Raw genomic sequence first — 26,942 nt, 5'->3', positions numbered from 1 at the left:
CACATGTGAACGAACAGGGTTTTATCCGGAGGCCAGACTGTGCTAACCAATAAACAGAAAGAGCTGCTGCTCTTCATTCATGAGCGCATCAAAAGCGATGGGGTCTCCCCGTCCTTCGACGAAATGAAGGAAGCGCTTAACCTGGCATCCAAGTCGGGCATTCATCGTCTGATTACGGCGCTCGAAGAACGCGGCTTCATCAAGCGCCTGGCCAATCGCGCACGCGCCCTCGAAGTCCTGAAACTTCCTGATTCTGCTGCACCTGCAGCGCCGCCTCGCGGCCGGCAGGTCTTCAGACCGAGCGTTGTGGGCAAGCCGATGCCGGCTGCCTACCTCTCCAATAAGACCATTCCGGTGCTGGGGCGGATTGCTGCGGGTGTGCCGATCGAAGCAATCCAGCACGAAACCAGCCGCATCCAGTCGCCTGCAGACCTGCCGGAGGGCGACGAGCACTTCGCGCTTGAGGTCAAAGGCGATTCGATGATCGACGCAGGGATCCATGATGGCGACCTCGTCATCCTGAAGCGGACAGAGGAAGCTCATAGCGGCGATATCGTCGTTGCGCTGATCGATGAAGAGGAAGCAACGCTGAAGCGGCTCCGCAAGAAGGGTGCATCCATCGCGCTTGAGGCGGCCAATCCAGCCTATGAGACGCGGATCTTTGGGCCTGATCGCGTGCGCATTCAGGGGCGCCTCGTCGCCCTTGTACGCCGGTACGACTAGTCTTCATTCGGGCTTGCCTTGCGGCCATCGAGGCAGGGCTGCCATTTTCGGGTCCCGCACGGTGCTGTCACGAGTTTCGTGCGGCCCGTGCGGTCGTGAACAAGGCTGACGCCGCGAGCGTCCTCGACAATCCTCCACAAGATTATCTGTGTACCGGGCGGGCAGCCTGCCGAATTGGGTTGGACCATCAGTGCAAAGTCCGCAGTAGCGCCGCAAGTCTCGCCCCTGGCCCCATCGAGTATGGCGATACGGCCTGAAGCGGTTTCGAAGATGCAGTCACGTCCCCTGCAGTCACCGCTTGAAGGAAGGTCCGTCAGGGTAAGAGGCGAAAGCCCGTCTCCATTGATTATGGCGAGCTTCTGCCAGCCGGTGGTCGTGTCTCGGATGAGAATCTCACCAGATGGCGACCAGTGCAGGATTGTCTGAGGAAGCGACCACCAGACCAAAGTCGCCACCCCCATAGTCGCTATTATCAGGCCGATCCGGTAGCGAAGACCCCGGGCGAGGCAAACCGCGGCAAGACCGGCACTCAGTGTCAGGAGCACGCCGGCAGGCATAGGCTCTCGGATCATGAAATCACTGGCAGCCTGGCCGGACACCCAGTGCGCAATCGTCAGCACCTGCTCAAGTGACCACCCAAACAGGCGCAGGAACGGCTCATCGAGACCGATCGGTGCGGTCGCAAGCGCCAGTCCAGCCAGAGGCGCGCTAACGAAGCTGATGACCGGCATGGCCATGAGATTTGCCCAGAGGCCGCCCGGTGCCACACGGTCGAAGTGATAGAGCGCGAATGGCGCCGTAGCGGCCGCCCCGATAATGGACGTCACCACCAGCGACTGCAGCGTGAAGACAAAGCCGCTGCGGCCTCGACCATCCAGATTGTCCTGTCGACGCTCTCTCCAGACCAGGTATGTCGCGATCAAGGCGCCCGTCGCCGCAAACGACATCTGAAAGCCCGGCGTCATCACGCTGTGCGGCTGGATCAGGATGACCGCAATCATGGCGACCGCGAAGGATCGGAAACTTAATGGCGACCGGTCGAGCAAAATCGCACCGAAAAAGACAGCCGCCATGATGAAGGCGCGCTGGGTCGAGATGCTGGCGCCTGAGAGCACGAGATACACCGCCGTCATCGCAAGTGCGATGGCGGCGGCCGGTTTCTGAACGGCGATCCGCAGCGCCAGCCACTCCCATAGCGTCAGGAGCTTACGAATTGTCACGAAGACCAGTCCGCCAACGATACCAAGGTGAAGCCCGGATATAGCAAGAAGATGGGCGAGGCCTGCCCTGCGCAGCGCCTCGATGTCGTCCTGCCTCATGAAACTGCGATCACCAGAGGCTAGCGCAGCTGCAAAACCGCCAGCCCGCTCTCCAGCCGCATCGTGAACATGAAGCGCGAGAGCCCTGCGCATCGTATTGATCGTACTTCTTATCCTGTTGCCTGCGCCCTTCTCAGGCCCGAGCGCCCCGCCCCGGCAACGTCCCTGTACATAGCCAACCGCGTCCAGCCCTTCAAAGAAGGCCTGCCGGTTGAACGCATAGTCGCCAGGCATGCTGGGCTGTGGCGGCGGGCGAAGAACAGACCAGCAGCGTACAAACCGGCCCGGCGCAACATTCAGCGACAGGCTGTGGGTCAGGCGGATTTTCTTTGGCAAGTCAGCACTGTCCACACCGCCAATCGCATGAACATCAATGCGAAGCCTCAGGCCATTTGTGCCTGGCTGAACCGATGTGACCCAGCCCTCGACCATCGCAGGGCCGATCATCGCCTGAACGGCCGGCTCAGCGCGCAGCTCAGTATGCGTTTTGGACACGCCTGCCCCGCAAACAGCCCCAAACAGCAGGATCGCTGCCAGACGTAACGTAAAGATACCGGAGCGTCGCACGGCGGCAGCCGCGCCAACACCAGTAAGCAATAAAGCGATAACGAAAATTGCAATCGGCGGCTCAAATGAAAGTGAGAAATAACCTGCCGCACCAAGGCAGAGACCGAGGGCGAAATAGAGCGGACCGTTCAGGACAAGGTGGACAACCCGGCTCTCCGCCGCCTCGCCGCGAGGGAAATCAGCCTGCCTCTTGCCTGAAGCTTCGTCAGGGTGTTGATGGCGCCGAGACACCTGATCAGAAGCAGAGCCGGACGGTTTGTCAGACTGATGACGATGATTACGCGATTTGCCCCCTCCCCCACTGGCATGCTCCACATTGGCGGTGCACGCACAGCTCTTTTCAACTACCTGTTTGCCCGTCGCAACCAGGGAAAATTCCTGCTACGTATCGAGGATACCGACAAAGCCCGCTCAACGCAGGAAGCTGTCGATGCGATTCTCGATGGGATGACCTGGCTCGGCCTCGATGCGGATGAGCCGCCGGTCTTCCAGAGCGCGCAGGCCGGCCGCCATGTAGAATGCGCCGAAGAAATGGTCCAGCGCGGCCAGGCCTTTCGCTGCTATGCCACCCCTGAGGAACTTCAGACCCGCCGCGAAGAAGGAGAGGCAGCTCGTGCCGCTGCGAAACAGGAAGGCATAGAAGAGGCCGACAAGCAGAAACTTCTGCAGACGGCAGAAAAGCTGCTTGCCCCGTTCCGTTCCCCCTGGCGCGATGGCGGTGACCCGCCTGCGGCAGATGCACCGTACACTATTCGCCTGCGCGCTCCGGATGCTGGCCAGATCATTGTTCAGGATGGCGTCCAGGGCGAGGTCAAGGTTTCCGCGCGAGAGATCGATGATCTCATCCTGCTCCGCGCCGACGGGTCCCCGACCTATATGCTCGCCGTTGTCGTTGACGATCACGATATGGGTGTAACCCATGTCATCCGCGGCGACGATCATCTGCGCAACACGTTCCGCCAGATTCCGATCTATCAGGCGATGGACTGGGATGTGCCTGCCTTCTCGCACGTGCCAATGATCCACGGCGACGATGGCGCCAAGCTCTCCAAGCGACATGGCGCGCTCAGCACGACAGCCTATCGCGATATGGGCTACCTGCCGGAGGCACTGAACTCATATCTCTTGCGTCTCGGCTGGAGCCATGGCGACGAGGAGATGTTCACGCTGGACGATGCGGCGCGTATCTTCTCAATCGACGCGATCAACCGCTCACCGGCCCGCCTTGACCTCGCGAAGCTGAACGACGTCAACGCGCATTTCATTCGCGCCTGCGATAATGTCCGTCTCATGGCTTTGCTGGAGCCGTGGCTAGAAGAGGCCGTTGGTGGACCGCTGGATAAGGTTACGCGCACGCGGGTTGCAGCTGCGCTGCCGACGATGAAAGACCGCGGGGCGACCCTGCCAGAGCTCGCAGAAGCCTTCCGCTTTCTCTGGACGGCGAACACCGATGACCTCAACAAGAAGACCCGCAAGAACCTCACCGGCGACAAGCTAGAGCGGCTCGCAGATTTGCGCCAGGCCATTGCCAATGTTGAGGAATGGAGCGATACCGCACTGCAACAGACGTTACAGACTTATTGCGCTGAAAACGAACTGTCCTTTGGCCAGGTTGGTCCGCCAATACGCGCGGCCCTGACCGGAGGGCTTCCAGCTCCGGACCTCGCGCCGGTGATGGAATGGCTCGGCCGTGATGAGACCCTGTCACGCATTGATTTTCACCTCGCTCGCACTGACATGCAGAGTGAATAGTCCGACACGTATGAGAGAGCTGACATGATCAACAAGACCAAACCTGCCGGGACGGCCAAGATTGAAATCGATGGAACTTCGCATGAACTTCCAGTCCTGAGCGGCACGCTCGGTCCGAACGTCGTGGACGTCAAAAAGCTTTATGGCGAGGCTGGCGTTTTCACGCTCGATCCCGGCTTTACGTCGACCGCCAGCTGCGAGTCGCAGATCACATTCATTGATGGCGAGGAAGGCGTTCTTCTTCACCGCGGCTACCCGATTGACCAGCTTGCCGAACAATCGGGCTATCTGGAGGTTTGCTATCTCCTCCTCAATGGGGAACTGCCAACAGGTTCTCAGTTCAAGACATTCGCCCGCGAGATTAACCAGCACACCCTGCTTCACACGCAGATGGACCGCTTCTTCGATGGCTTCCGCCGTGACAGCCATCCTATGGCGATGCTGACCGGCACTGTCGGCGCCTTGTCGGCTTTTTATCCCAGCTCGATGGATAGCGCTGACCCTGAAGAGCGCCGCCTCGCATCCATTCGCCTCATCGCGAAAATGCCGACGCTCGCCGCCCGCGTCTATAAATACTCGATCGGCCAGCCTTTCGTGAACCCGCGCAACGATCTTTCCTATGCGGAGAATTTCCTGCGCATGTGCTTCTCGGTCCCTGCGGAAGACTACAAGATCAGCCCAACGCTCGCCAAGGCGATGGACCGCTTCTTCATCCTCCATGCTGACCATGAGCAGAACGCGTCGACTTCGACTGTCAGGCTTGCCGGCTCTTCGGGTGCGCACCCTTATGCGGCCGTCGCAGCCGGTGTTGCGTGTCTCTGGGGCCCGGCCCACGGCGGCGCCAACGAAGCCTGCCTCAACATGCTGCATGAGATCGGGACGGTTGACCGTATTCCGGAATTCATCGCGCGCGCAAAGGATCGCGACGATCCATTCCGCCTGATGGGCTTTGGCCACCGCGTCTACAAGAATTACGACCCGCGCGCGACGGTCATGCAGGAAACCGCGCACGAAGTTCTGAACGAGCTCGGCATCAAGGACACCCCTGTCCTGAAAGTCGCGATGGAGCTTGAGAAAATTGCACTGGAAGACGAGTACTTCGTCGAGAAGAAACTCTATCCAAATGTCGACTTCTATTCCGGCATCATCCTGGACGCTATGGGCTTCCCCACAGAGATGTTCACCGTCCTGTTCGCGCTGGCCCGGACTGTCGGCTGGGTGTCGCAGCTCAACGAGATGATTGAGGATCCAACCCAGCGCATCGGCCGCCCGCGCCAACTCTATACCGGCGCACCATTGCGTGACTTCAAGCCGGTCTCACAGCGCGGCTAGTCTTTTGACAAGAGTACCTGCGCAGCGATTTGCGCGGATTGAAGATCGCCCTCGCCCATTCTGGCGAGGGCTTTTTTCTGCGCCTCGACCTGGTTCAGGCGCGCGTCCTCATCACCCAGCATCCGAAGCGCCTCGGCTGCAATAGCGGCTGGCTGAAACTTCGTCTGAACGAATTCAGGAATGACTTCTGTGTCGTCCGCGGCGATGTTCAGCAGCGTAATATGTGTCGGCTTAAACAGCAAAAACCGCGCCAGAGCCCAAGTGATCCAGCCTGTATGGTAACCGGCGAGGAACGGCGTTTTCTGTACGGCAAGCTCACTCGTCACGGTTCCTGAACAGGCGAGCGCGTAAGTGGCTGCTGACATGACGTTGGATCGCTCGGCATACGCTGGCGCGAGCATTGCCCAATCGCCAACATCTCCATATTTTTCAACGAAGTATGTACGAATATTCGACGCGGGCTGAATAATAATGTTCACATCTGGACGCTCATCCTTCACCGAACGGGCCGCCTCCAATAATGTCGGAGCGACGTTGTCTATCTCGCTTTGCCGACTGCCAGGCAGCACGAGCAGGATAGGTCCGCTGTCAACACCAAGAGCCTCCCGACCCGCCAGAGCATCACCCTTCTGCCCTCGCGATAAGGCAGGATTGCCCATCACGGTGACCGGAAGGCCGAAAGGCTCATAAAACGGCACTTCCATCTCATGGATGCAGACCAGATGGTCGACCGCTTCAGCCAGCGTCTTTGCCCGTCCAGGACGGGTCGCCCAGACTTGCGGCCCGACGATCTTCACCAGCCGGATAGCCGGCGCCCGCCGACGGACCCGCTGGGCAACGCGAAGCGTGAACCCCCACGAATCGACCAATGCGACAGTATGCGGCGCGGCTTCGATGATCGCGTCTGCAGCCGCATCGGCAAGCGCAACAACTTCACGATAAATCCTGAGACCTTCAAGCAGCCCGACAACCGATAGCGGGGCCACGTCGATCGGAGATACGAGCCCCCGCGCTGCAAGGTGTTCTCCGCCGATGGCATTCAATCTCAGCCCGGGCTGTTTGCGGTGAAGCTCATCGACAATCTCTGCCGCCAATAGGTCACCAGAGGCTTCAGCTGCGACCAGGAAGATATCAGACGCCATGACCTTCAGCTCCAGTCGCTCGGAAACGCGTAGAGGAATACCCCCAATGCCTCACAACGCGCGCCAATCGTTTCGCGGTTCAAGAGAAGCGCACCGCCCGCTTCAACGCCGATGCCGACAAGTCCGGCCCGCGCCGCCCTGTCGATTGTCTCCGGCCCAATCGTTGGCAGATCGATCCGCCTTTCCTGTATCGGCTTTGGCCGTTTGACCAGCACGCCCCGTCGCGCCGCATCGGTGCCGCGAATATCTTCTTCCAGCTCGCTCACCCGGACGAGCATCCGGTCGGTGCCTTCCTGCGCCTCGACGGCCAGCACAAGTCCGTCGCAGACAACACAGCCCTGCCCAATATCGAGCCGGCCAAGCTCCCCCGCAATCCGGGCCGCTTTCATGAGATCGGCCAGCTCATTCTCATCCGGCTTACGGCCAAAGATAGCGCCCTCACCAACGGTAAGGTCACTTGCAGCCGTCTCGGCGGCAATAATCTTGAAGCCTTCGCTTTCTAGTTCGGAGATGATGACCCGCAGCAGCGCATCATCGCCTTTGCGGGCAGCCTTGATGACACGCGGCAGAAGCTTCGCGCCCCTCATATCAAGTTTCACGTCAGAGAAGTTTGGACGCTTGACGATGCCGGCTAGGACAACCTCCCGGCAGTCAAGGTTGTGGAGGCGTTTGATAAGGTGGCCGATCTGACCAAGACCTACGATCTCATGCTCAAAAGCCTCGAGCCGCCTTTCTTCAAAGCCGGCCAGACGAAACACATGAACCGCCTGCCCCCTCGACCGGGCGGCAGATGCAATGCTGACGGGCAGGTCGCCAAGACCAGCAATTATTGCAAGCTTTTCCATTGGCCAAATCCCCTATTCGGGAAGGCAGAGCGACCGGCTTTTGCTGGACTTGATGAAATCGATGATCTCCATCAGCTCCTTGCAGTCGCCATACGTCTCCTCAGCGTCCTTTACCCGTTCGCTGAATGTGCCTTCTTTCGCAAACAGCATGCGATACGCTGCCCGAAGATCATGTATCGACTGCCGGCTGAAGCCCCGGCGTTTCATCCCGATAATGTTCAGGCCCGCCAGATAGGCATGGTTGCCGATGACCGAACCATAGGGAATGACGTCCGCCACAACGATCGCGCCACCGCCAACAAAGGCGTGCGGGCCAATCCGGCAAAACTGATGGATAGCGACCAGCCCACCCATCCAGACCTGATCTGCGATCACGACATGACCGCCAATCTGAACCCCGTTTGCGAAGACGCATTTATCGCCAACTGCGCAGTCATGCGCGAGGTGGGAATTGACCATGAACAGGCAGTTCTCACCAATACTGGTGAGCCCGCCATGTGCGGGTGATCCGGCGTGAACCGTCACATTCTCCCTCAGGATCGTTCCCTTGCCGATGTTTACTCGCGATGTCCCGTCATCCTCAAAGCCAAGGATCTGCGGCGGACCGCCGATAACTGCTCCCGGAAAGACTTCAACATCGTCACCAAGGACTGTATTGCCGAGCACAACGCCGCGTTGGTGGACCACGCAGCGGTCCCCCAGCGTGACGCTGGCACCAACAAATGCAAACGGACCGACGGTGACACCGTCTCCAAGCGTCGCGCCATCTTCAACGATGGCCGTGGGATGGATGGTAGGGCTCAATCTTTGCGCCTTTTGCTGGACGTCTGCTTGTGTAGCCAGGCAATCTCGCGCATCCATTCCTTGATGGGGCGCGCTGGGACACCGCCCCATGTCTGGCCAGCTGGAATCTCGCGGAAGACGCCGGCCGACGCCGCGATCGATGCCCCATCTCCGATCGTAACATGATCAGCGATCCCGACGCGGCCGCCAAGCTGTACGCCATCCCCGATCGTCACCGAGCCGGATATGCCTGCAAACGACGCCATCAGGACATTGCGGCCCGCGACGACATTATGCGCAATCTGGCAGAGATTATCGATCTTGGTATTCTCACCAAGAATTGTATCGTCAAAAGCACCCCGATCGACGCAGGAATTCGCGCCGATGGTGACGCCGTCCTGCAGGATCACCCGGCCATACTGCGGAGCATCCTGCGCGCCGCTCGGCCCCGGCATGACGCCGAACCCGGCTTCTCCGATGCGCGCGCCCGAATAGACCTTCACGCCATTGCCGATGAGTGCGCACTGAATGCTGACATTTGCGCCGATGACGCAGTCTTTGCCGATCTGGACACCTGGCCCGATCACGGCATTTGGCGCGATGACCGTGCGCTCACCGATCGCGGCACCCTCACCGACATGCGCAGTGGCCGCGATCCTGGCGCTTGCATGGATATTTGTCGGCGTGTGCGGCCTCTCAGTATCGCCCCAGTCGCGGAACTGGACCAGCTTGCGTGCCGCCATGGCATGCGCATGACGGGGTAGCTCTGATACGAGTGCGGCGACACCTTCAGGCAGCGCATTCGCAAAAGCAGCGCTGATAAAGCACGCAATGGCCGCTTTGCTGACATCGTCTTCGGCGGGCGGTTTCTTGCCATCATAATAGCAGACTTCGCCAGCTCGCGCATTGCCCGCTGGACCCACACTGGTGGCTTCACGGGTCCCGTCCCCGCGGCACTCCGCATCGGATACGGCGGCTAGATCGCCGAGTGCCACAGGTCCGAGAAAACGGAAGAACCGCGGATCAACGGCCATGCTGGACGGCTTACCGCTGCTGCTGTTGTTGTTGCTGCTGCTGGATCAGCCGTTGGCGTTGCTCTGCAGTCAACGTCTGGCGCGTAACCTCTACGGTTGGCATGGCAGCATTCATCTTCATGATGACCGACTGGGTCACATCAACCGACTCTGACGACCATACCGCCTGAGAAGCATCAAGCATGACATTGGCGCCAGTCTCGGTAATGACCTCCTCCAGGACAGGCTGCAGGCCCTGATAAAAACGAGCCCAAGCGGCTCGTTCGGTGGCCTGAAGCTCGGCTGCGGCGATCTGGCGATTACGGCTGAATTGCTGTGCCCGCTGGGCATAAGCCTCGACCTCGGCTCTAAGCGCTTCGTCGGCCCCGATTGCCTCCATCGACATATTTGCCGTGCGGGCCTCAAGCGCCTCGCCTTGCTGTTGCAAGGCGTTGGCTTCAGGCGTCAGTTCGGACTGGATCGTTGTACCGATCTCGCCGACTTTCCGGACGATGTCCTGACCGCCAGACGTTTCGGTCATGATGCGTTGTTGGTCTATGACCACTACTTCTGAATTCTGGGCGGCCGCCACGGGGGCAGCGACAATAGCAGTAGAGAAAAGCACGGCAACGGACGCCAGTGCGGTGTTAAACAATTTCATGAGTTCCTCCTGAGAACTTCTAGAAGCGTGTTGAGGTACTGAACCTGAACGTTTCGGTCCGGTCGTACTCTTCCTTTCTGAGGATTTGCGAGAAATCGAACCTGATAGGTCCGAACGGCGAGTCCCAGCCCACCGAAAGGCCAGCGGACGCTCGCAGCGCCATGCTTGTCTTGGATTGCTCGATCGCGAACAGGTCCGCCCCGATCTGCGTCAAGGACGCTGGCTCCGTGTCGATATCGTCCAGCATGCCAACAGACCCCGCCTCAAGGAAAAGGGCTGTGTCGATTCCATACTCTTCCGGAAGGAAGTTCGGGAAAGTCATCTCAGCAGTCGCCTGATAGTAGGCCTTGCCGCCGAGCGCACGGCCCTTTCGGGTCCGGACCACATTGCCCATATCATCGACTTCGCGAACGATGCGGCGCGGCCCAAGACCCGCCACGTCAAAGCCGCGGAAGGTACTGCCACCGCGGAAGAAGCGGTTATTGATCCGGATACCGTCATCATCGCCCCAGGATCCGATGTAACCGCCGGAGACACGCACACTTGCGCGGACGCCTTTAAAGATACCGCGATAGGTTGCGGCCGACGCTTCGGTGCGAACGTACTGAACATCACCGCCGACACCGGCCAGGTCCTGGCTGAACGACATGTCGAAACCGCCCGTTGGCTGGATCGGATCATTCCGACGGTCCCAGTTGAACGTGTAGCCGACGATCGATGACAGTTCGGCGCGTTCGTTGCGGCAATCAGAAAAGCGGCGATCATTGTAGAGCGGCGAGCATGCATCAACGACGAGGGCGTTGGCTGGCAGGTTGACATCACCTGGCTGTGCTGCCCGGTCGAAAGTAATGTCGTCGCTCGGGTCGTTCGGCGTGCCGTTATCGAACGTATCGGTAATAATGAGCGTATCACCGTTCGGATCGATCACGACATTGCCAAGCTCGATATCAAGTTTGTCCTGCTGGAGACGATAGCGCAGACCAAGATTGGTATTCTCCGTCAGCGGGAAGCCAAGGTTCAGGCCGGCACCGATGGTGTCCGACGTAAAACCACCCAGGCCAATGTTCGAAAAGTCGGACCGCGACGAGAAAAGATCGATACCAGCCGCAAGGTTCCGATCAAGGAAGCGCGGCTCGCGGAAACGAAGATCGACATATTGCTGACGCTGCGAAGCCGAAATGCGCGCAATCGCGGTCTGGCCACGCCCGCGCAGGTTTCGCTCAGAGACGCTGACGTCGAACAGGAAGGCGTCGACGGACGAATAGCCGGCGGCGAAGGAAAGCTCGCCGGTTGGCTGCTCTTCCACGGTGATGTCGACAACCGTCCGGTCAGCTTCCGACCCCGGATTTTCCGTGATCTCGACTTCCTTGAAGTAGCCAAGGGCGCGAACCCGGTTACGTGACCGGTCCAGAAGGACGCGGTTAAACGCATCGCCTTCCGATACACGAAGTTCGCGGCGGATCACCTTGTCCAGCGTTCTCGTATTCCCGACGATATTGATACGCTCAATATAGACGCGCGGGCCCTCATCGATTGAAAATGTGACATCGACCGTGTTTGTCTCGGGGTCGGGCCGAAGGTCCGGCGTGATATCGACAAAGGCGTAACCGGCGATACCGGCCGCATAGGTCAGTGTATCAATGGCGCTCTCGATCCGGTTGCCGCGAAAGAGATCGCCTTCCTGGATGGACAGCGCGGTACGAAGCGCAGGACCGTTCAGCTTGTCCAGCTGTGTCTCGACAGCCACGGACCCGAAATTGTACTGGTCACCCTCATCGATCGTGTAGGTGATGTAGAAGTCTTCCTGATCTGGCGTAAGATCGGCGACCGCAGAGACAACGCGGAAATCATAATACCCGTTATTCTGGTAGAACTGGCGGAGCAGCTCGCGGTCATATTCAAGACGGCCCGGGTCGTAATTGTCGTTCGAGCTGAAGAACCGCCACCAGCGCGATTGGCGCGTAGCAATCTCGCTTCTGAGGCGCCGGTCTGCATATTCCTCATTGCCAATGAAGTTGATCGCACGAACGCCGGTCACCGGGCCTTCATTCATAACGAAAACGAGGTCGACACGGTTCTGCTCGAGCGGTTTGTATTGCGGCTCAACGGTCGCGGCGAAACGGCCGGACTGACGGTAAAGCTCGAGAATGCGCTGAACGTCTGCCTGCACGCGCGCAGCGGTAAAGATGCCCCGCGGGGCGACCTGGATCTCTTCGCGCATCTTGTCGTCATCGATGGCACTATTGCCCTCGAAGATCACGCGGTTGATGATCGGGTTCTCCACCACACGGACGATGAGGTCCTGGCCGGACTTCTCGAACGAGGCATCGGCAAACAGACCCGTGGCAAACAGCGTCTTCAAAGAGAGATCGATTCGCTCGGCATCGAACGGGTCGCCTGGCTCGACGAGCAGGTAGGACTGGATTGTCCGGTCCTCGATCCGCTCATTGCCTTCGACCTGGATCGTTCGAATCCGTTCGCTTGTGGCTGGCGCCTGCGCTTTCGCCGCGAGCAGTGATCCCGAAACCATCGACGCACTCAGCGCCGTGGCAAGACTTATAAGGGAAGCGGCGAAGACTGATCGCATGGCATTACTCTCAATTTACTTCGAAGATCGGCTATCAGCCCCGAACACTGTTGAACAGCCCTGTTTCCAGTACGTCACCCCAAGTGATGAAAACAAACATCCCGAGGAGAAGGACCATACCGGCCATCAGGGCGCCCTCTTGCACCCGGGCTGGCATCGGTTTGCCAGCAATAGCTTCATAGCAATTGAAAACGATGTGGCCACCATCAAGCACAGGAAATGGAAGTAAATTAAAGAATCCAATTCCTACAGAGACCGCCGCGCAGATCGTCATCATGCTCCAGAAAAGCGCCTGAAGCCGGTCCGAAAGCGGCACTGTGTCATTGCCCATCGTCCGGTTTACGACACGGCGGCTGATATCACCGATCGCGACCGGACCGCTAAGCGTGCTCAGCGCCTCCTTGCCGGTGATCATGCGGCCGATCATGTCCGTGGTTTTGGCCACCGTATCCCAGGTCTGATAGCTGCCCTTGGCGAGCGCCTCGACTGGATTGTACTCAATTCGGGTCGCCGTATCGCGCAATTCCTGAAGCGTGATCCCGATCGTCCCGAGCGCCTGAACCTGACCCACCGCATTCTCGCGCATCTGGCGCTGTGGTGTCATGGTCAGCTCAACCTCCTGGCCGCCGCGTTCGACAACCGTCCGAAGCGCCGAATTGCTAGACATCGAGACGATTGTCTGCAGGTCACCCGCATTCGCGATGTCAGTGCCATCGATCGAGACAAAGATATCGCCGGGCTCGATGCCGGCCTCGGCTGCGGCGCCATCGTCGAGCACGCTCGTGACACCAACGCGGGCCTGGTAGGACCCGTTGAAATAGAAGAAGAGCCCGAAGATCAGCGCCGCGAGAACAAAGTTCGCAGCAGGTCCGGCCGCAGCGACCAATGTCCGAGGCCAGACACCGATCTCATGAAACGGCTTGCCGACAGGTCCGCTCTCTACCTTCCCGACATCGCCCGGAAGCTGGCCTTCACCGACAAATTTTACAAAACCGCCAAGCGGGATCCAGTTGACACGCCAGCGCGTGCCGCGCCGGTCGGTCCGCTCCATGATCGGCTTCCCGAACCCGACCGAGAATGACTCCACCGCCGCACCAAAGGACCGGCCTGCGAAATAGTGTCCAAGCTCATGGATAACGACGACAACGCCCAGCATGAAGACGAGGCAGACGATGAAAATCGGGCCCTGGCTAATCGCTCCACCCATCATATTGCGTCCCTTGTCCTTATCATCCGGCTTCCAACCATCTCGTTCGCGGCCGAGCGCGCCCGAGCATCGATCTCGGCAATCTCTTCAAGGCCGAGATAATCTGCTCCGGCCGGAAACCGCTTGCTCATGGCTTCGACAGAACTCTCTGCGATGTTGATGATGTCGGTAAAGCGGCATTTACCGCTGAGGAACGCGTCGACTGCGATTTCATTGGCCGCATTGAGGACGATAAGGGCCGCGTTAGATTCGCGAATGGCAGCACGCGCGAGGTTGATCGCAGGGAAGCGCGCATCATCGACATTCTCAAAATCGAGACGCGCAACAGCTGCAAGGTCCAGCCGCTCTACGGCAGTGGTCACGCGGCGGTCGGGCCAGGTCAGAGCATGTGCGATCGGTGTCTGCATATCGGGTGAGCCGAGCTGTGCAAGGAACGAGCCATCGATATAGCTGACCAGCGAATGAATAACCGATTGCGGATGCACCAGAACATCGATCCGCGATTCCGGCACATCGAACAGAAATGAGGCTTCGACCAGTTCCAGCGCCTTGTTCATGAAAGTGGCGCTATCGACGGAAATCTTCCTCCCCATCGACCAGCGCGGATGGGCGCACGCCTCGTCCGGCGTGACAGCCGCAAGCTTGTGCATCGGCGTTCTCAGAAAAGGGCCGCCCGACGCTGTCAGGATCAGCCGATCGACATCTTCTGGCGCTTCGAGCACCTGAAACATCGCATTGTGTTCTGAATCCGTCGGCACGATGAACGCGCCCGACTTGGCGGCAACCTGCTTGAGCAACGGCCCCGCACAGACCATGCTTTCCTTGTTTGCCAGCGCCACAGGGTTTCCGGCCGCCAGTGCCGCATGCGTTGACCGAAGTCCCGCGATCCCGACAATTGCCGCAAGCACACGGTCCACTGGAATAGTCGAGGCCTCTTCGATAGCTTTCGCTCCCGCGGCGACTTCGATCCCCGTCCCGGCCAGATGAGACTTGAGGGTGGAATAAAGCGTCTCGTCACCGATCACCGCGCGCTTCGCCTTGAAGAGCCGCGCCTGCTTGGCCAACTCGTCGACGCTCGTCTGCGCCGTCATCGCTTCTATTTCGAAGCGTGGCTCTTTCAGCCCTTCATTTGCGTGGGCGACGACAGAGAGCGCAGACTGGCCAACCGATCCGGTCGATCCGATGATACTGACACGTTTGGTCATCCGCCGTCCGTTAGTCCAAGCGTCGAATGAACACCCGTCGCGAGCGCCATCAGCACTGCGCAGAACACAGCGGCCATGCCAAGGCCGTCGACCCGGTCCATGACCCCGCCATGTCCGGGCAGGAAACCGCTTGTATCCTTCACGCCATAGCGGCGCTTAAGGGACGATTCAAAGAGGTCACCCCACTGAGCGACGATCGAGATCGAGACCCCCGCAAGAAGCCAGGCCACGCGCGAAGCGTCCAGCAACCCAGCCGCGATCAACCCGCAAAGCCCGCTGCAGACAACCGCGCCAATCGCGCCGCTCCATGTCTTGGAGGGCGAATCGCGCGGCGAGAGCGGCGGGCCGCCAAAGCCGCGCCCAGCGAAATACGCCCCGGTATCCGACGCCCAGACAGTGCCCATCAGGATGAGCGCTGCTGCCTGTCCATACCATTCGCCTTCACGCAGAAAGAACAGTCCAAGCGGCAGGCCAGCGCTATAGAAGACGCCAAAGGCGGCAACTGCGCGCTCATTTATTCTGGCCGGATGCACCGCCGCAATAATCGCGGCCGAGATCAACAGCGTTATGGCCGCGACACTCCAATCGCCGAAGTGAGCTGCAAAGACGGCGACCGCGGCCAGTACCGCCGTTGTCGGCATGATCGGGGACGCAGTCATGCGCGCCCACTCATAGCCCATCGTGGCAGCAAAGACGGCGCAGGCGATTGCGAGGATCAATCCACCGGTGGCCACAACGAAAAGCGCAAATGGAATAAGGACTAGGGCCGAACCAAGCCGGAGTGCCAGTTCACGTGATTTGTGGCTTCCAGGTCTCGACGCAACCATGTCAGCCCGCCTCCGAGCTCAGACCACCAAACCGGCGCTCACGCGCAGCGAAGGTCTCAAGCGCCGCCCGAAGATGCACCTCGCCGAATTCTGGCCAGAGAACATCCATGAAGATGAGCTCCGAATAGGCTGCCTGCCAGACGAGAAAATTACTCAGACGATGCTCCTGCCCGGTGCGAATAATGACATCCGGGTCTGGAAAAGCGCGTGTGTCCAGATGACGGGCAATCGCGTGCTGGTCGATCTCGTCCAGCGTCATTTCACCATCTGCGACTTTGCGCGCCACGTCACGCGCCGCGCGGGCAATCTCTTCGCGGCCGCCATAGTTGAAGGCGATACCCAGATTGAACCTCGAGTTCTCCGCCGTTTCGCGCTCTGCAAGGTCCAGCAGGTCGCAGATGTCTTCCGGAAGCCCTTCACGCGTCCCGAAGACACTGATCTTGACGTTCTCTGACTTCAGACGCTTCAGATCTTTTTTGATGAAGAGGCGAAGCAGCGAAAAGAGCGCTGTCACTTCAGCCATCGGCCGTCGCCAGTTCTCCGTCGAAAAGGAGTAGACGGTCAGATAGGAAAGGCCGAGCTTCTGGGCCGCCTTGACCGTTTCACGCAACGCATCGACGCCGCGCTCATGCCCGACAGACCGGGGCAACCCGCTGCGGGTCGCCCAGCGGCCATTACCGTCCATGATGATGCCGATGTGGCCCGGCAGGTTAGAGGGCGCAGCAAATTCAGGGGTGCCGTTTGAAACTGGCTGTGCGGTCAAACCTGCATGATCTCCGCTTCTTTGGCTTTGACGATCTCTTCGATGCGGGCAATGTGTGTGTCAGTCAGCTTCTGGACATCGTCAGACAGGCTCCGCGCCTTATCCTCGCTAACCTCATTGTCCTTCTCGGCTTTCTTCAGCTGATCCATGCCATCACGGCGGACGTTGCGGACGGCGACACGCGCCTGTTCAGCATATTTGCCAGCGATCTTTGAAAGCTCAGCGCGGCGCTCTTCGTTCAGGACCGGGATCGGAATGCGAAGCGTCGTGCCATCGGTGACCGGGTTCAGGCCAAGGCCCGAATCGCGGATGGCCTTGTCGGCGGCTCCAACGAGTGACTTGTCCCAGACATTCACAGCGACCGTGCGCGCATCGAGCACCGAAACCGATCCAACCTGATTAAGCGGCATCGTCGAGCCATAAGCGGGCACATTGACCGTATCGAGCAGATTGGGAGAGGCGCGCCCGGTCCGAAGCCCCGCAAGGTCGGACTGGAGAGAAGAAATTGCGCCTTCCATGCGGCGCTCAAGGTCTTTCTTGTCAATACTCATGAGACTGGTTCTCGCACATTAAGAGATGAGCGTCGATGTTCCGACCCCACGCAGCACGTCAAGCAACGCGCCTTTCTTGTGGAGCGAAAATACGACGATAGGAATGCTTGTATCGCGCATCAGGCTGACCGCAGAGGCGTCCATGACCCGAAGGTCCTTGGCCAGTACTTCCTGATAGCCAAGCTGTTCATAGCGCTCAGCGTCTGCATTGGTCTTCGGATCTGCGGAATAGACACCATCGACCTGCGTGCCCTTGAACATGGCATCGCAGCTCATTTCAGCCGCGCGGAGCGCAGCGCCGGTGTCGGTCGTAAAATAGGGGTTACCGGTTCCTGCAGCGAAGACGACAACGCGGCCCTTTTCCATGTGCCGGATGGCGCGACGGCGAATGTACGGCTCACAGACTGTGTCCATCGGGATCGCCGACTGGACGCGTGTCGGCACGCCGATCCGCTCCAGGGCACTCTGCATGGCCAGCGCATTCATCACCGTTGCCAGCATGCCCATGGAGTCGGCCTGCGACCGGTCCATTCCGTTGGCGGCGCCAGCAAGACCGCGAAAGATATTCCCTCCGCCGATAACGAGACAAAGCTCGACTTGCGTCTGGCGGATAGCGGCGGCGATTTCTTCGGCAAATATAATGCAGGTTGGCATATCAATGCCAAATTCGGATGGCCCCATCAGGGCCTCTCCGGAAAGCTTCAGGAGAACACGTTTATAGACGAGCTCGTCGCTATGGTCTTTTTCTGCCGTCATCAACGTCTCCCGGGGCCGGTTAGCTCGTAAAGGATTCCCGGCTGCCTGTCATGGGCAGCCGGGAGACTTTTAAAAGCAGATTTTGTGGCGTTAGGAGCCGGACGTCATGGACGCAACTTCTGCAGCGAAGTCGTCCTCTTCCTTCTCGACGCCCTCGCCAAGACCAAAGCGCACAAAGCCTTTCAGCGTGGCGCCTTGCTCTTCGAGGAATTCGCCAACCGTCTGGTCCGGGTTCATCACGAAAGGCTGCTCGACAAGCACGACTTCCTTGTAGAACTTCTTCAGGCGGCCTTCGATCATCTTCTCGATGACATTGTCAGGCTTGCCGCTTTCGCGAGCCTGATCCGTCAGAACCTGACGCTCACGATCGATGAGCTCCGGGTCAAGATCTTCGGTCGTGGCGGAAGCCGGGTTGGTCGCCGCGACGTGCATCGCAACCTTGCGGCCTGCATCGGCCAGCTTGCCCTTGTCACTGCCTTCGACTGCAACCAGGACACCGATCTTGCCCATATTCTCAGCTTCTGGGCTGTGAACATAAGCGGCAACCTGGCCGCCTTCGGCCGTCACTTTTGCGACGCGGCGAAGGGTCATATTCTCACCGATCGTGGCAACGAGGCCGGTGATCATGTCGTTGACCGTACCATCGCCCTGTGGGGCCGGAGCGTTCTGGACAGCTTCCAGGGAGCCATCGGTCTCAAGCGCGGTCTTGGCAATGCCGGAAAGCGCCGACTGGAACTTCTCGTTACGGGCAACGAAGTCGGTTTCAGCGTTGAGCTCGACCAGCGTGCCAGCGGTTCCGTCCGAAGACAGAAGCGCAGCGACCAGGCCGTCAGCCGCAGCGCGGCCAGCTTTCTTGGCAGCCTTGGACAGGCCTTTTGCACGCAGCCAGTCAACGGCAGCTTCAGTATCGCCATCGTTTTCAACGAGGGCCTTTTTCGCGTCCATCATGCCTGCGCCGGTGCGGTCGCGCAGGTCCTTGACCAGAGCGGCTGTGATCTGTGCCATCTCTTAGATCCTTCCAGATTAAGTTTTCAAATCAGCTTTCGGCTTTGGCTTCTTCGTCGCCCTTGCCTTCTTCGGCGGCGGCGGGCTCAGCCTCGGCTGGTGCAGCAGTTGTTTCGGCTTCGGCGGCTGCGGCAGCATCAGCTGCTGCAACGTCGGCCTCAGCCATCGCATCAACATCTTCAGACTCGCCGATGTCGAGATCGAGACCGGCCGAAGATTCAGCCAAGCCATCGATGACCGCGTCAGCAATGAGGTTACAGTAAAGCGAGATCGAACGCGCAGCGTCGTCATTGCCCGGGAACGGGAAGTCGACATCGTCGGGGTCGCAATTGGTATCGATCACCGCGATCACTGGAATGCCAAGCTTCTTGGCTTCCTTGATGGCGATCTGTTCCTTGTTCGTGTCGATGACGAACATCAGGCTTGGCAGGCCACCCATGGTTGCAATGCCGCCCAGCGCGCGCTGAAGCTTGTCACGCTCGCGCTCGACAACCAGCAGCTCTTTCTTGGTGAGACCGGATTCGTCGCGGTCCGAAAGAACCACATCGAGTTCGCGCAGACGTTTGATCGATTTGGAAACCGTCGTCCAGTTGGTGAGCGTGCCGCCCAGCCAGCGATGGTTCATGAAATATTGGGCCGACCGTTCAGCGGCCTCGGCAACCGGCTGGGCTGCCTGGCGCTTGGTGCCGACGAAGAGGACGCGGCCACCCTTTGCAACCGTGTCGCGAACCTGCACCAGAGCCTGGTGAAGGAGCGGGACTGTCTTCGACAGGTCCATGATGTGGATACCCGAGCGATCGCCGTAGATATACGGCTTCATCTTTGGGTTCCAGCGGTGGGTTTGGTGACCGAAGTGGACGCCAGCTTCGAGCAGCTGACGCATCGTGAATTCAGGCAAAGCCATGTCAATTTTCCTTTTCCGGTTGACCGGCACGGACGTCATCGGGCTCAAACGACTGAGACCGACACCGGATAGTCCGCGCATCGGGGGTTTAGAGGGCTGGCATATACAAATTTTGGCCCTGAATGCAACCGGGCTTTGTCAGGCCGCCATCGTGTCGACACGCGAAACGCCGGACGCCATTTTAAGGGCGCGAAGGGCTTCCAGTCCCGTTGCATAGACCGCCGGCAGCTTCATCGACACGATCCGGCCGTCGGCAAGCGGCAGTTCAAGATAGATTTCGCCGCGGTCGGCGCCCGGCGCATTCACAAGGCGCGTCGCCACAGCCGCGAGCTCCCCGAAGTTGGCCCCACGCGACAGGCGCACGACCAACGCCTTCGCCTTCTTGCCGATCCGCGCCTTGTCGATCGGCTTCACATGCTTCACCGACAGACGGATTTCCTCATCCTGGCGGCGCACATTCACCATGACGCAGATGCTGTTGGCGGGCGACATCAGGTCCCTGAAATTGTCGAGCACTTCCGGCATCACCATCAGCTCGACCTCGCCGGTCGGATCAGACAGCGTGAGGAAGGCAAACTTGCCGCCATTGCGGGCCGGTTTCTCGACCCGGCGCCTGACAACACCGATCAGCTCCAGCGGACGGCCATCCATGGCCACATCTGCAATCTCGTTCGAAAGCGTGATCCGGCCGTCTTCTAGGCTGTCGAGCACATCATCGAGCGGGTGACCGCTGAGATAGAAGCCAACCGCCGCAAATTCTTCATCGAGGATCTGATGACCGTTCCAGGACGCAACTTCCTGCAGCGTGGCGCGCACCGCAGGCTCGGCATCGCCAAAAAGACCGCCCTGCCCGCCTGCCCTGTCCTCGGCCGCAGACACAGCCATCGCCGCCAGCAGATGGGAGGAGGCAAGGCATTTGGCGCGGTTTGCCTCAATCGAATCAAACCCGCCGGCGCGCGAGAGCTGCTCGAAGCACTTCTTGTTGACCGATTTCGGGTCAACGCGCTCGGCAAAATCATGAAGCGACTTGAACCGCCCGCGAACGGACCGCTCGGCCTCCAGATTGCGCATCGCCTCAAGGCCGACGCCCTTGAGCGCGCCCAGCGCATAGATCAGCGCGCCATCCTCCACATCAAAGTCGGCGGTCGACCGGTTCACATCTGGTAGGACAATCGGAATTTCCAGCCGGCGGGCCTCCTGAACAAAGGCCGCTAGCTTGTCTGTATTGTGGAGATCAAGGCTCATCGAGGCGGCCAGAAACTCAACCGGGAAATGGCGTTTCAGATAGGCCGTCTGATAGCCGATCAGGGCATAGGCCGCCGCGTGCGACTTGTTGAAGCCGTAACCTGCGAACTTCTCCATCGTATCGAAGATCTCGTTCGCGAGCGGGGCCTCGATGCCCTTCAGCTCCTTGGCGCCCTTCAGGAAGCGCTGGCGCTGCGCCACCATTTCATCGATTTTCTTCTTACCCATGGCGCGGCGCAGAAGGTCAGCCTCACCGAGCGAATAGCCGGCGATTTCCTGCGCCATCCGCATGACCTGTTCCTGATAGACCGGCACGCCATAAGTCGCCTCCAGGATCGGCTCCAGATCCGGGTGCTGATAGTGCACCTTCTTCGGATCCTCCTTGCCCGCGACATAGACGGGAATGTTGTCCATCGGCCCGGGGCGATAGAGCGAGATGATGGCGATCACATCTTCAAGATCGTTCGGGCGCACCTTGCGCAGCGTGTCGCGCATGCCCTGGCCTTCCAGCTGGAAGACACCCAGCGTCTGGCCGCTCGCCATCAGCTCATAGGTTGCCGCGTCGTCCAGCGACTCCCATTCAGGTCCGACATCGCGGCCATCACGGCGAATGAATTTCAGCGCCCGGTCGATGACCGTCAGCGTCTTCAGACCGAGGAAGTCGAATTTGACGAGTCCGCCAGCCTCGGCCCATTTCATATTAAACTGCGTCGCCGGAAGATCAGAGCGCGGATCATTATAAAGCGGGACAAGCTCTGTAAGCGGACGATCACCGATTACCACACCGGCGGCATGCGTGCCTGCGTTCCGGTAGAGGCCTTCCAGCGCCAGCGCCTTATCGAGCAGTTCGCCAACGCGCGGATCCTGCGCGACCTCATCGTCGAACTTCGGCTCATCATCGATGGCTTCCTGCAAGCTCGGCGGGTTCGCAGGATTGAACGGGATCAGCTTGGCCAGCCGGTCGACCTGGCCATACGGCATCTGCATCACGCGGCCGACATCGCGCACGACGGCCTTTGCCTGAAGCGTGCCGAAGGTGATGATGGCCGCGACGCTTTCCGCACCATACTTGTCGCGCACATAGCGGATGACCTCCCCGCGCCGCTCCTGGCAGAAGTCGACGTCGAAGTCCGGCATGGACACACGTTCGGGGTTGAGGAACCGCTCGAACAGCAGATCAAAGCGCAGCGGATCGAGGTCGGTGATCGTCAGAACCCAGGCGACCACGGAACCCGCGCCAGAGCCACGGCCCGGGCCGACGGGAATGCCCTGCTCTTTCGCCCACTTGATAAAGTCGGCCACGATCAGGAAGTAGCCGGGAAACCCCATCTTCTTGATGATACCAAGCTCGTAATTCAGACGCTCGATATACGTCTCACGCGGCGCATAGAGTTGCGGCGCTTCTTCCAGACGCTGCACAAGCCCTTCCTCGGCCTGAACCCGCAGCTCATCAAACTCGGACCGCGACCCGTCGCCAAAGTTCGGCAGGATCGGATCGTGGGTCAGCGCTCGCACCGAACACCGCCGCGCAATCTCGACCGTTGAGGCAATCGCTTCAGGCAGGTCGGCAAAAAGCTCGATCATCTGCTCTGAGGTTTTGAGATACTGCTCCGGCGCGACGCGCTTGCGATCATCCTGGCCGAGATATTCGCCGTTCGCGATACACATCATCGCATCATGGGCATCGGCGTCAGACGGCTTCAGGAAACGCGCATCATGCGTGGCGACCAGAGGCAGTCCAAGCTTGTAGGCGGCGTCCAGCAGGCCGGGTTCTGCCTCGGCCTCTTCCGGCAGGCCGTGACGGGTGATCTCGACATAGCAGCGCCCCGGATAAGCCTCGGCAAAGGCAGACAGCGTTGCTTCAGCCTCTACCTGTTTGTTCTTCAGAATATACTGGGCTGCCTCGCCCCGGGCTCCGCCCGTCAACAGAATCAGTCCGTCGGTTTTCTCGAACAGGTGCTCACGGCGAAGGCGCGGCACGCCGTCTGCCGCCTCCAGATAAGCATAGGAGGAAAGCTCCATCAGGCGTCTGTAGCCGGCCTCATTCTGCGCATAGACAGAGACCTGCGTCAGCCATTCCTGATGGCCACTATCAGTGACATCAAAGCAGCAGGCCATGATCGGCTGAACGCCAGCGCCTGCAAGGGTTTCAGAGATTTCGAGCGCGCCGAAAAGGTTGTTGCGATCGGTGACAGAGACCGCCGGGACCTTGTTGCCAATAGCCCAGGCTTTCAGCGCCTTTGGCGTGATCATGCTTTCCAGAAGCGAAAAGCTTGTGCGCACGGCAAGGTGGATGAAGAGCTGGTCTGACAAGGGGGCGTCTCCTATCGGCTGGCGAGTATGCCCGTTCAGCCGCCTGAGTCGAAGAGCCTAGCCTGCAAAGGCTGTGAGTTTTCCATTCTCGAGCGTCAGCACGCGGTCCATATGCCGGTTCAGCGACATGTTATGGGTCGCCACCAGAACGGCAGCCCCTTCCATACGCGCGATCTTGATGAGGCTCGCAAACACGCGCTCGGTCGTCGTCGGATCAAGATTGCCTGTTGGCTCATCGGCGATCACCAGCTTGGGATCATTCACCAGCGCCCGCGCAATCGCGACACGCTGCTGCTCACCGCCCGAAAGCGCGCCTGGCTGGTGCTCCACACGTTCGGCAAGCCCCATTTCGCCCAGCAGCTCTCGCGCTTTTTCGCGCGCTTCCTTGCGTTTCACGCCATTGACCATCAGCGGCATGGCAACATTGTCGAGCGCGTTGAACTCCGGCAGCAAATGGTGGAACTGATAAACAAAGCCGAGCTTCTCACGGCGCAGACGCGTGCGCGCGGCATCGGATAGCGGCAGCACGCTCTCACCGTCGAGCAGCACTTCGCCGTCCTCGGCCCGCTCAAGTAGCCCAGCCGTATGCAGCAGCGTCGATTTGCCGGACCCGGACGGCCCGACAAGCCCGACAAGCTCACCCTTGTTGAGCTTCAGGTCAGCCTTGTCGAGAACCTGTAGGAGGTTGGGCCCAGAGCGGTATTCCCGCACGATGCCGCGAAGCTCAAGAACCGGTATCTCAGCCATTACTCGAACCTCAACGCATCTACAGGATCGAGGCGCGCAGCATTCCAGGCTGGCCAGATCGTCACGATGATCGACATGCCCATCGCCCAGAGCGTCGTGAACACGGCCTCGCCCCAATCGAGCTCAGCCGGCAGGCCATCAAGGCCGTAGACCTCGGCGTCAAAGATATCGCGGCCCAGAACCGTGCTCAGGAAACCTTCGACGACGCCGATGTTCAGAACGATAAGCACGCCAAGCGTAAGACCGATCAGGGCCCCCGTCAGGCCAAGGATCGCGCCGATCATGATGAAAATCCGCATGATCGCGCCGCGCGGCGTCCCGATGGTGCGCAGAATGGCGATATCGCGCGTCTTGTTCTTCACCAGCATGACGACACCGGTGATGATATTCAGCGCAGTGATGGTGATCAGGATCAGCATGATCACGCGCATCATGCCGCGTTCGACATTCAACGCATTGAAGTATGAGGCCCGGCGCATTTTCCAGTCCTGCACATTCAGGCCGACGGTCATCGACCGGATCTGCTCCATGATCGGCTCGGTGCGCATCGGATTGTCGATGCGCACATCGATGGCCTGGTATTCACCGCGCTTGTTGAAGAAAAGCTGCGACTGTTCCATCGGCATCAGCACATAGAGCTTGTCGAGCTCGACACTGCCTGTCGTGAACGTGTCGCCCACCGTATAAGCCTTTGAGCGCGGGGTCACCCCAAACGGGCCCGCGACGCCTTCTGGCGCAATCAGCGTGATCTTGTCGCCGATCCCGATACCGAGATCCTGCGCAAGGAAAGCCCCGATCAGGACCACATCGCCGCCATTGCGACCTTCGCCAAACCCGGCCGCATCAGCGGTCGACTGGCCACCTTCTAGAAAAGGCAGCTCCCCGATGTCACTGGTCCGCACGCCGCGGACAATTGCCCCCGTCCGCGCATATTCAGACGTCGCCAGCACCTGCTGCTCGATGATCGGGAAGGCGTGCTCGACGCCCTCAATCTCCAGCACGTCGCCGGTCAGCGCATCGATATCACCCTGTGGCAGTCCCTGGACCTGCACGAAGACGTGCCCCTGTCCGCCGAGCAGCGCATTGAGCAGTGTCGACCGGAAACCGGCCATCACCGACATGATGACGATCAGCGCCATCACGGCCAGCATGATACCAAAAAAGGAAATGATCGAAATGAGCGACACACCACCATGCTGGCGACGCGCCCTCAGATAACGCCAGGCGAGCGCGCGCTCGACCTGGCCGAATGGCGCAGCTTTCGCCATCAGTCGGCCTTCACCATCTCGATGGCCTGCTCAAGCGGCATGTCAGTCTTCTCGCCGGTCTTGCGGTTCTTGACCTCGACCACGCCGGCTTCGACGCCGCGCGGACCGATCACGATCTGCCAGGGCAAACCGATCAGATCCATCCGGTTGAACTTGGAGCCCGGACGTTCATCGGTGTCATCATAGAGGACATCCAGCCCAGCGGCCGTCAGGGCGTTATAAGCGCCATCTGCGATACCTGACACGGTCTCATCCTTGGGCTTCATCGAGATAAGGCCGACATCGAACGGCGATACGGCCTTTGGCCAGACAATACCGTTCTCGTCATGACAGGCTTCGATAATGCCGCCGACCAGACGCGAGACGCCAATGCCATAGCTGCCCATCTGCACAGGCACATTCTCGCCTTCTGCGGTTTGCACGGTCGCGTTCATCGCCTTGGAATACTTGGTGCCAAAGAAGAAAATGTGACCAACTTCGATGCCGCGCGCAGAGACCTGGCGGTCTTCCGGCACTTTGGCAAACTCGGCCTCGTCATGCTTTTCCTCGGTCGCGGCATAATACTGCGTCCGGCGCTCCATTACACCGGTGAGGTCGCTCTCGAAATCGAGGTCGAGACCTGGCGCAGGCACATCAAGCAGCGCCCGGTCACAGAAGACCGCGCTCTCGCCGGTGTCCGCCAGGATGATGAATTCATGGCTGAGATCGCCGCCAATCGGTCCGGTATCGGCCTGCATTGGAATGGCGGTGAGGCCCATACGGTCGAACGCGTTGAGATAGGCGCAGAACATCTTGCGATAGCTGTCCCGTGCCGCGTCCTCTGTCAGGTCGAAGGAATAGGCATCCTTCATCAGGAATTCGCGCCCCCGCATCACGCCAAAGCGCGGGCGGATCTCGTCGCGGAATTTCCACTGCGTATGATAGAGATTGAGCGGCAGCGCCTTGTAACTCTTCACATAGGTCCGGAAGACATCCGTGATCAGCTCTTCATTGGTCGGCCCGAACAGCATTTCGCGCTCATGGCGGTCGGTGATGCGCAGCATCTCCTTGCCATAGGCTTCATAGCGTCCGCTCTCCTGCCAGAGTTCGGCCTGCTGGATTGTAGGCATGAGCATTTCGACGGCCCCTGCCCGGTCCATCTCCTCGCGGACGATCTGCTCGATCTTGTTCAGGACACGAAGGCCGAGCGGCAGCCAGGTATAAATGCCGGCGCCGTTCTGGCGGACCATCCCGGTGCGCAGCATGAGCTGGTGTGAAACGATGGCCGCATCTGCGGGCACATCCTTGGAAACGGGCAGGAAATATCTGGACAGGCGCATAGAGACTGGCTCACTCCTAACAAGCGGGTCGCGGTCCCCTCTGTTATTGCCAGTCGGCCTGATTGGCTAGACGTCGCCTGCAAGCGTGCAGCGATTTCCCAGCCGTCG

22 protein-coding genes are annotated in these 26,942 nt (G+C 59.7%); 3 read left to right on the top strand and 19 right to left on the bottom strand.

The features are described 5' to 3' along the window. The first annotated feature begins 39 nt into the window (after positions 1-39). Positions 40-723, top strand: a complete 684-nt coding sequence (gene lexA / locus F550_RS0103750; RefSeq protein ID WP_018147191.1) for a transcriptional repressor LexA — start codon at positions 40-42, stop codon at positions 721-723. Here lexA and F550_RS0103745 read toward each other — a convergent pair. Continuing rightward, positions 720-2,840 carry a ComEC/Rec2 family competence protein gene (locus tag F550_RS0103745; RefSeq protein ID WP_026180545.1) on the bottom strand — a complete coding sequence of 707 codons (2,121 nt, stop codon included), beginning with the start codon at positions 2,838-2,840 and terminating at the stop codon, positions 720-722. The genes lexA and F550_RS0103745 overlap by 4 nt on opposite strands. A 36-nt stretch (positions 2,841-2,876) precedes the next feature. Between F550_RS0103745 and gltX the strand changes: the two genes are divergently transcribed. Both gltX and gltA read left to right on the top strand, forming a co-directional pair. Then, positions 2,877-4,361 carry a glutamate--tRNA ligase gene (gltX, locus tag F550_RS0103740; RefSeq protein WP_026180544.1) on the top strand — a complete coding sequence of 495 codons (1,485 nt, stop codon included), beginning with the start codon at positions 2,877-2,879 and terminating at the stop codon, positions 4,359-4,361. A 24-nt stretch (positions 4,362-4,385) separates the two neighbouring features. Then, the gene (gltA, locus tag F550_RS0103735; RefSeq protein ID WP_018147188.1) at positions 4,386-5,693 is read left to right on the top strand and encodes a citrate synthase; all 1,308 of its coding nucleotides are present in this window, start codon (positions 4,386-4,388) and stop codon (positions 5,691-5,693) included. On the opposite strand, the gene F550_RS0103730 is transcribed toward gltA, so the two are convergent. The 18 genes from F550_RS0103730 to proS all read right to left on the bottom strand — a co-directional run bounded on the left by F550_RS0103730 (position 5,690) and on the right by proS (position 26,834). After that, complete coding sequence (locus F550_RS0103730; RefSeq protein WP_018147187.1) at positions 5,690-6,835, bottom strand: lipid-A-disaccharide synthase; 1,146 nt, start codon at positions 6,833-6,835, stop codon at positions 5,690-5,692. The genes gltA and F550_RS0103730 overlap by 4 nt on opposite strands. 5 nt (positions 6,836-6,840) lie before the next feature. Then, positions 6,841-7,680 (bottom strand): LpxI family protein, encoded by an 840-nt coding sequence (locus F550_RS0103725; protein ID WP_018147186.1) that lies wholly within the window; start codon positions 7,678-7,680, stop codon positions 6,841-6,843. Between the two features lie 12 nt (positions 7,681-7,692). Beyond that, the gene (lpxA, locus tag F550_RS0103720) at positions 7,693-8,484 is read right to left on the bottom strand and encodes an acyl-ACP--UDP-N-acetylglucosamine O-acyltransferase (protein WP_018147185.1); all 792 of its coding nucleotides are present in this window, start codon (positions 8,482-8,484) and stop codon (positions 7,693-7,695) included. Beyond that, a complete protein-coding gene (lpxD, locus tag F550_RS0103715; protein WP_018147184.1) occupies positions 8,481-9,497 on the bottom strand; it encodes a UDP-3-O-(3-hydroxymyristoyl)glucosamine N-acyltransferase in 1,017 nt (338 codons plus the stop codon). The genes lpxA and lpxD overlap by 4 nt, the downstream gene beginning before the upstream one ends. A gap of 10 nt (positions 9,498-9,507) precedes the next feature. Next, the gene (locus F550_RS0103710; protein ID WP_018147183.1) at positions 9,508-10,137 is read right to left on the bottom strand and encodes an OmpH family outer membrane protein; all 630 of its coding nucleotides are present in this window, start codon (positions 10,135-10,137) and stop codon (positions 9,508-9,510) included. A 19-nt stretch (positions 10,138-10,156) separates the two neighbouring features. Next, positions 10,157-12,724 carry an outer membrane protein assembly factor BamA gene (gene bamA / locus F550_RS0103705; protein ID WP_018147182.1) on the bottom strand — a complete coding sequence of 856 codons (2,568 nt, stop codon included), beginning with the start codon at positions 12,722-12,724 and terminating at the stop codon, positions 10,157-10,159. A 34-nt stretch (positions 12,725-12,758) separates the two neighbouring features. Further along, the gene (locus F550_RS0103700) at positions 12,759-13,934 is read right to left on the bottom strand and encodes a M50 family metallopeptidase (RefSeq protein ID WP_026180543.1); all 1,176 of its coding nucleotides are present in this window, start codon (positions 13,932-13,934) and stop codon (positions 12,759-12,761) included. Further along, on the bottom strand, positions 13,931-15,136 hold the full coding sequence (gene dxr / locus F550_RS0103695) for a 1-deoxy-D-xylulose-5-phosphate reductoisomerase (protein WP_018147180.1): 1,206 nt from the start codon (positions 15,134-15,136) through the stop codon (positions 13,931-13,933). Before dxr ends, F550_RS0103700 begins: the two co-directional genes overlap by 4 nt. Next, complete coding sequence (locus F550_RS0103690) at positions 15,133-15,963, bottom strand: phosphatidate cytidylyltransferase (RefSeq protein WP_018147179.1); 831 nt, start codon at positions 15,961-15,963, stop codon at positions 15,133-15,135. Before F550_RS0103690 ends, dxr begins: the two co-directional genes overlap by 4 nt. A gap of 1 nt (position 15,964) precedes the next feature. After that, complete coding sequence (gene uppS, locus F550_RS0103685) at positions 15,965-16,726, bottom strand: polyprenyl diphosphate synthase (RefSeq protein ID WP_018147178.1); 762 nt, start codon at positions 16,724-16,726, stop codon at positions 15,965-15,967. Next, a complete protein-coding gene (gene frr, locus F550_RS0103680) occupies positions 16,723-17,277 on the bottom strand; it encodes a ribosome recycling factor (protein WP_018147177.1) in 555 nt (184 codons plus the stop codon). Before frr ends, uppS begins: the two co-directional genes overlap by 4 nt. Before the next feature lie 18 nt (positions 17,278-17,295). Further along, on the bottom strand, positions 17,296-18,033 hold the full coding sequence (pyrH, locus tag F550_RS0103675; RefSeq protein ID WP_018147176.1) for a UMP kinase: 738 nt from the start codon (positions 18,031-18,033) through the stop codon (positions 17,296-17,298). 90 nt (positions 18,034-18,123) lie between these two features. Next, on the bottom strand, positions 18,124-19,038 hold the full coding sequence (gene tsf, locus F550_RS0103670; protein WP_018147175.1) for a translation elongation factor Ts: 915 nt from the start codon (positions 19,036-19,038) through the stop codon (positions 18,124-18,126). Between the two features lie 31 nt (positions 19,039-19,069). After that, positions 19,070-19,942 (bottom strand): 30S ribosomal protein S2, encoded by an 873-nt coding sequence (gene rpsB / locus F550_RS0103665; RefSeq protein ID WP_018147174.1) that lies wholly within the window; start codon positions 19,940-19,942, stop codon positions 19,070-19,072. Between the two features lie 138 nt (positions 19,943-20,080). Next, positions 20,081-23,500, bottom strand: coding sequence for a DNA polymerase III subunit alpha (gene dnaE / locus F550_RS0103660; RefSeq protein ID WP_018147173.1), 3,420 nt, complete (start codon positions 23,498-23,500; stop codon positions 20,081-20,083). 57 nt (positions 23,501-23,557) lie between these two features. Next, positions 23,558-24,247, bottom strand: coding sequence for an ABC transporter ATP-binding protein (locus F550_RS0103655; RefSeq protein ID WP_018147172.1), 690 nt, complete (start codon positions 24,245-24,247; stop codon positions 23,558-23,560). Continuing rightward, a complete protein-coding gene (locus F550_RS0103650; protein ID WP_018147171.1) occupies positions 24,247-25,515 on the bottom strand; it encodes a lipoprotein-releasing ABC transporter permease subunit in 1,269 nt (422 codons plus the stop codon). Before F550_RS0103650 ends, F550_RS0103655 begins: the two co-directional genes overlap by 1 nt. Then, the gene (gene proS / locus F550_RS0103645; protein WP_018147170.1) at positions 25,515-26,834 is read right to left on the bottom strand and encodes a proline--tRNA ligase; all 1,320 of its coding nucleotides are present in this window, start codon (positions 26,832-26,834) and stop codon (positions 25,515-25,517) included. The genes F550_RS0103650 and proS overlap by 1 nt, the downstream gene beginning before the upstream one ends. Positions 26,835-26,942: the final 108 nt, after the last annotated feature.

The organism is Henriciella marina DSM 19595 (genome assembly GCF_000376805.1).
Taxonomy (GTDB): Bacteria; Pseudomonadota; Alphaproteobacteria; order Caulobacterales; family Hyphomonadaceae; genus Henriciella; species Henriciella marina.
Note: the sequence above shows the minus strand (reverse complement) of the source record. Positions and strands in the feature narration are given on the sequence as shown.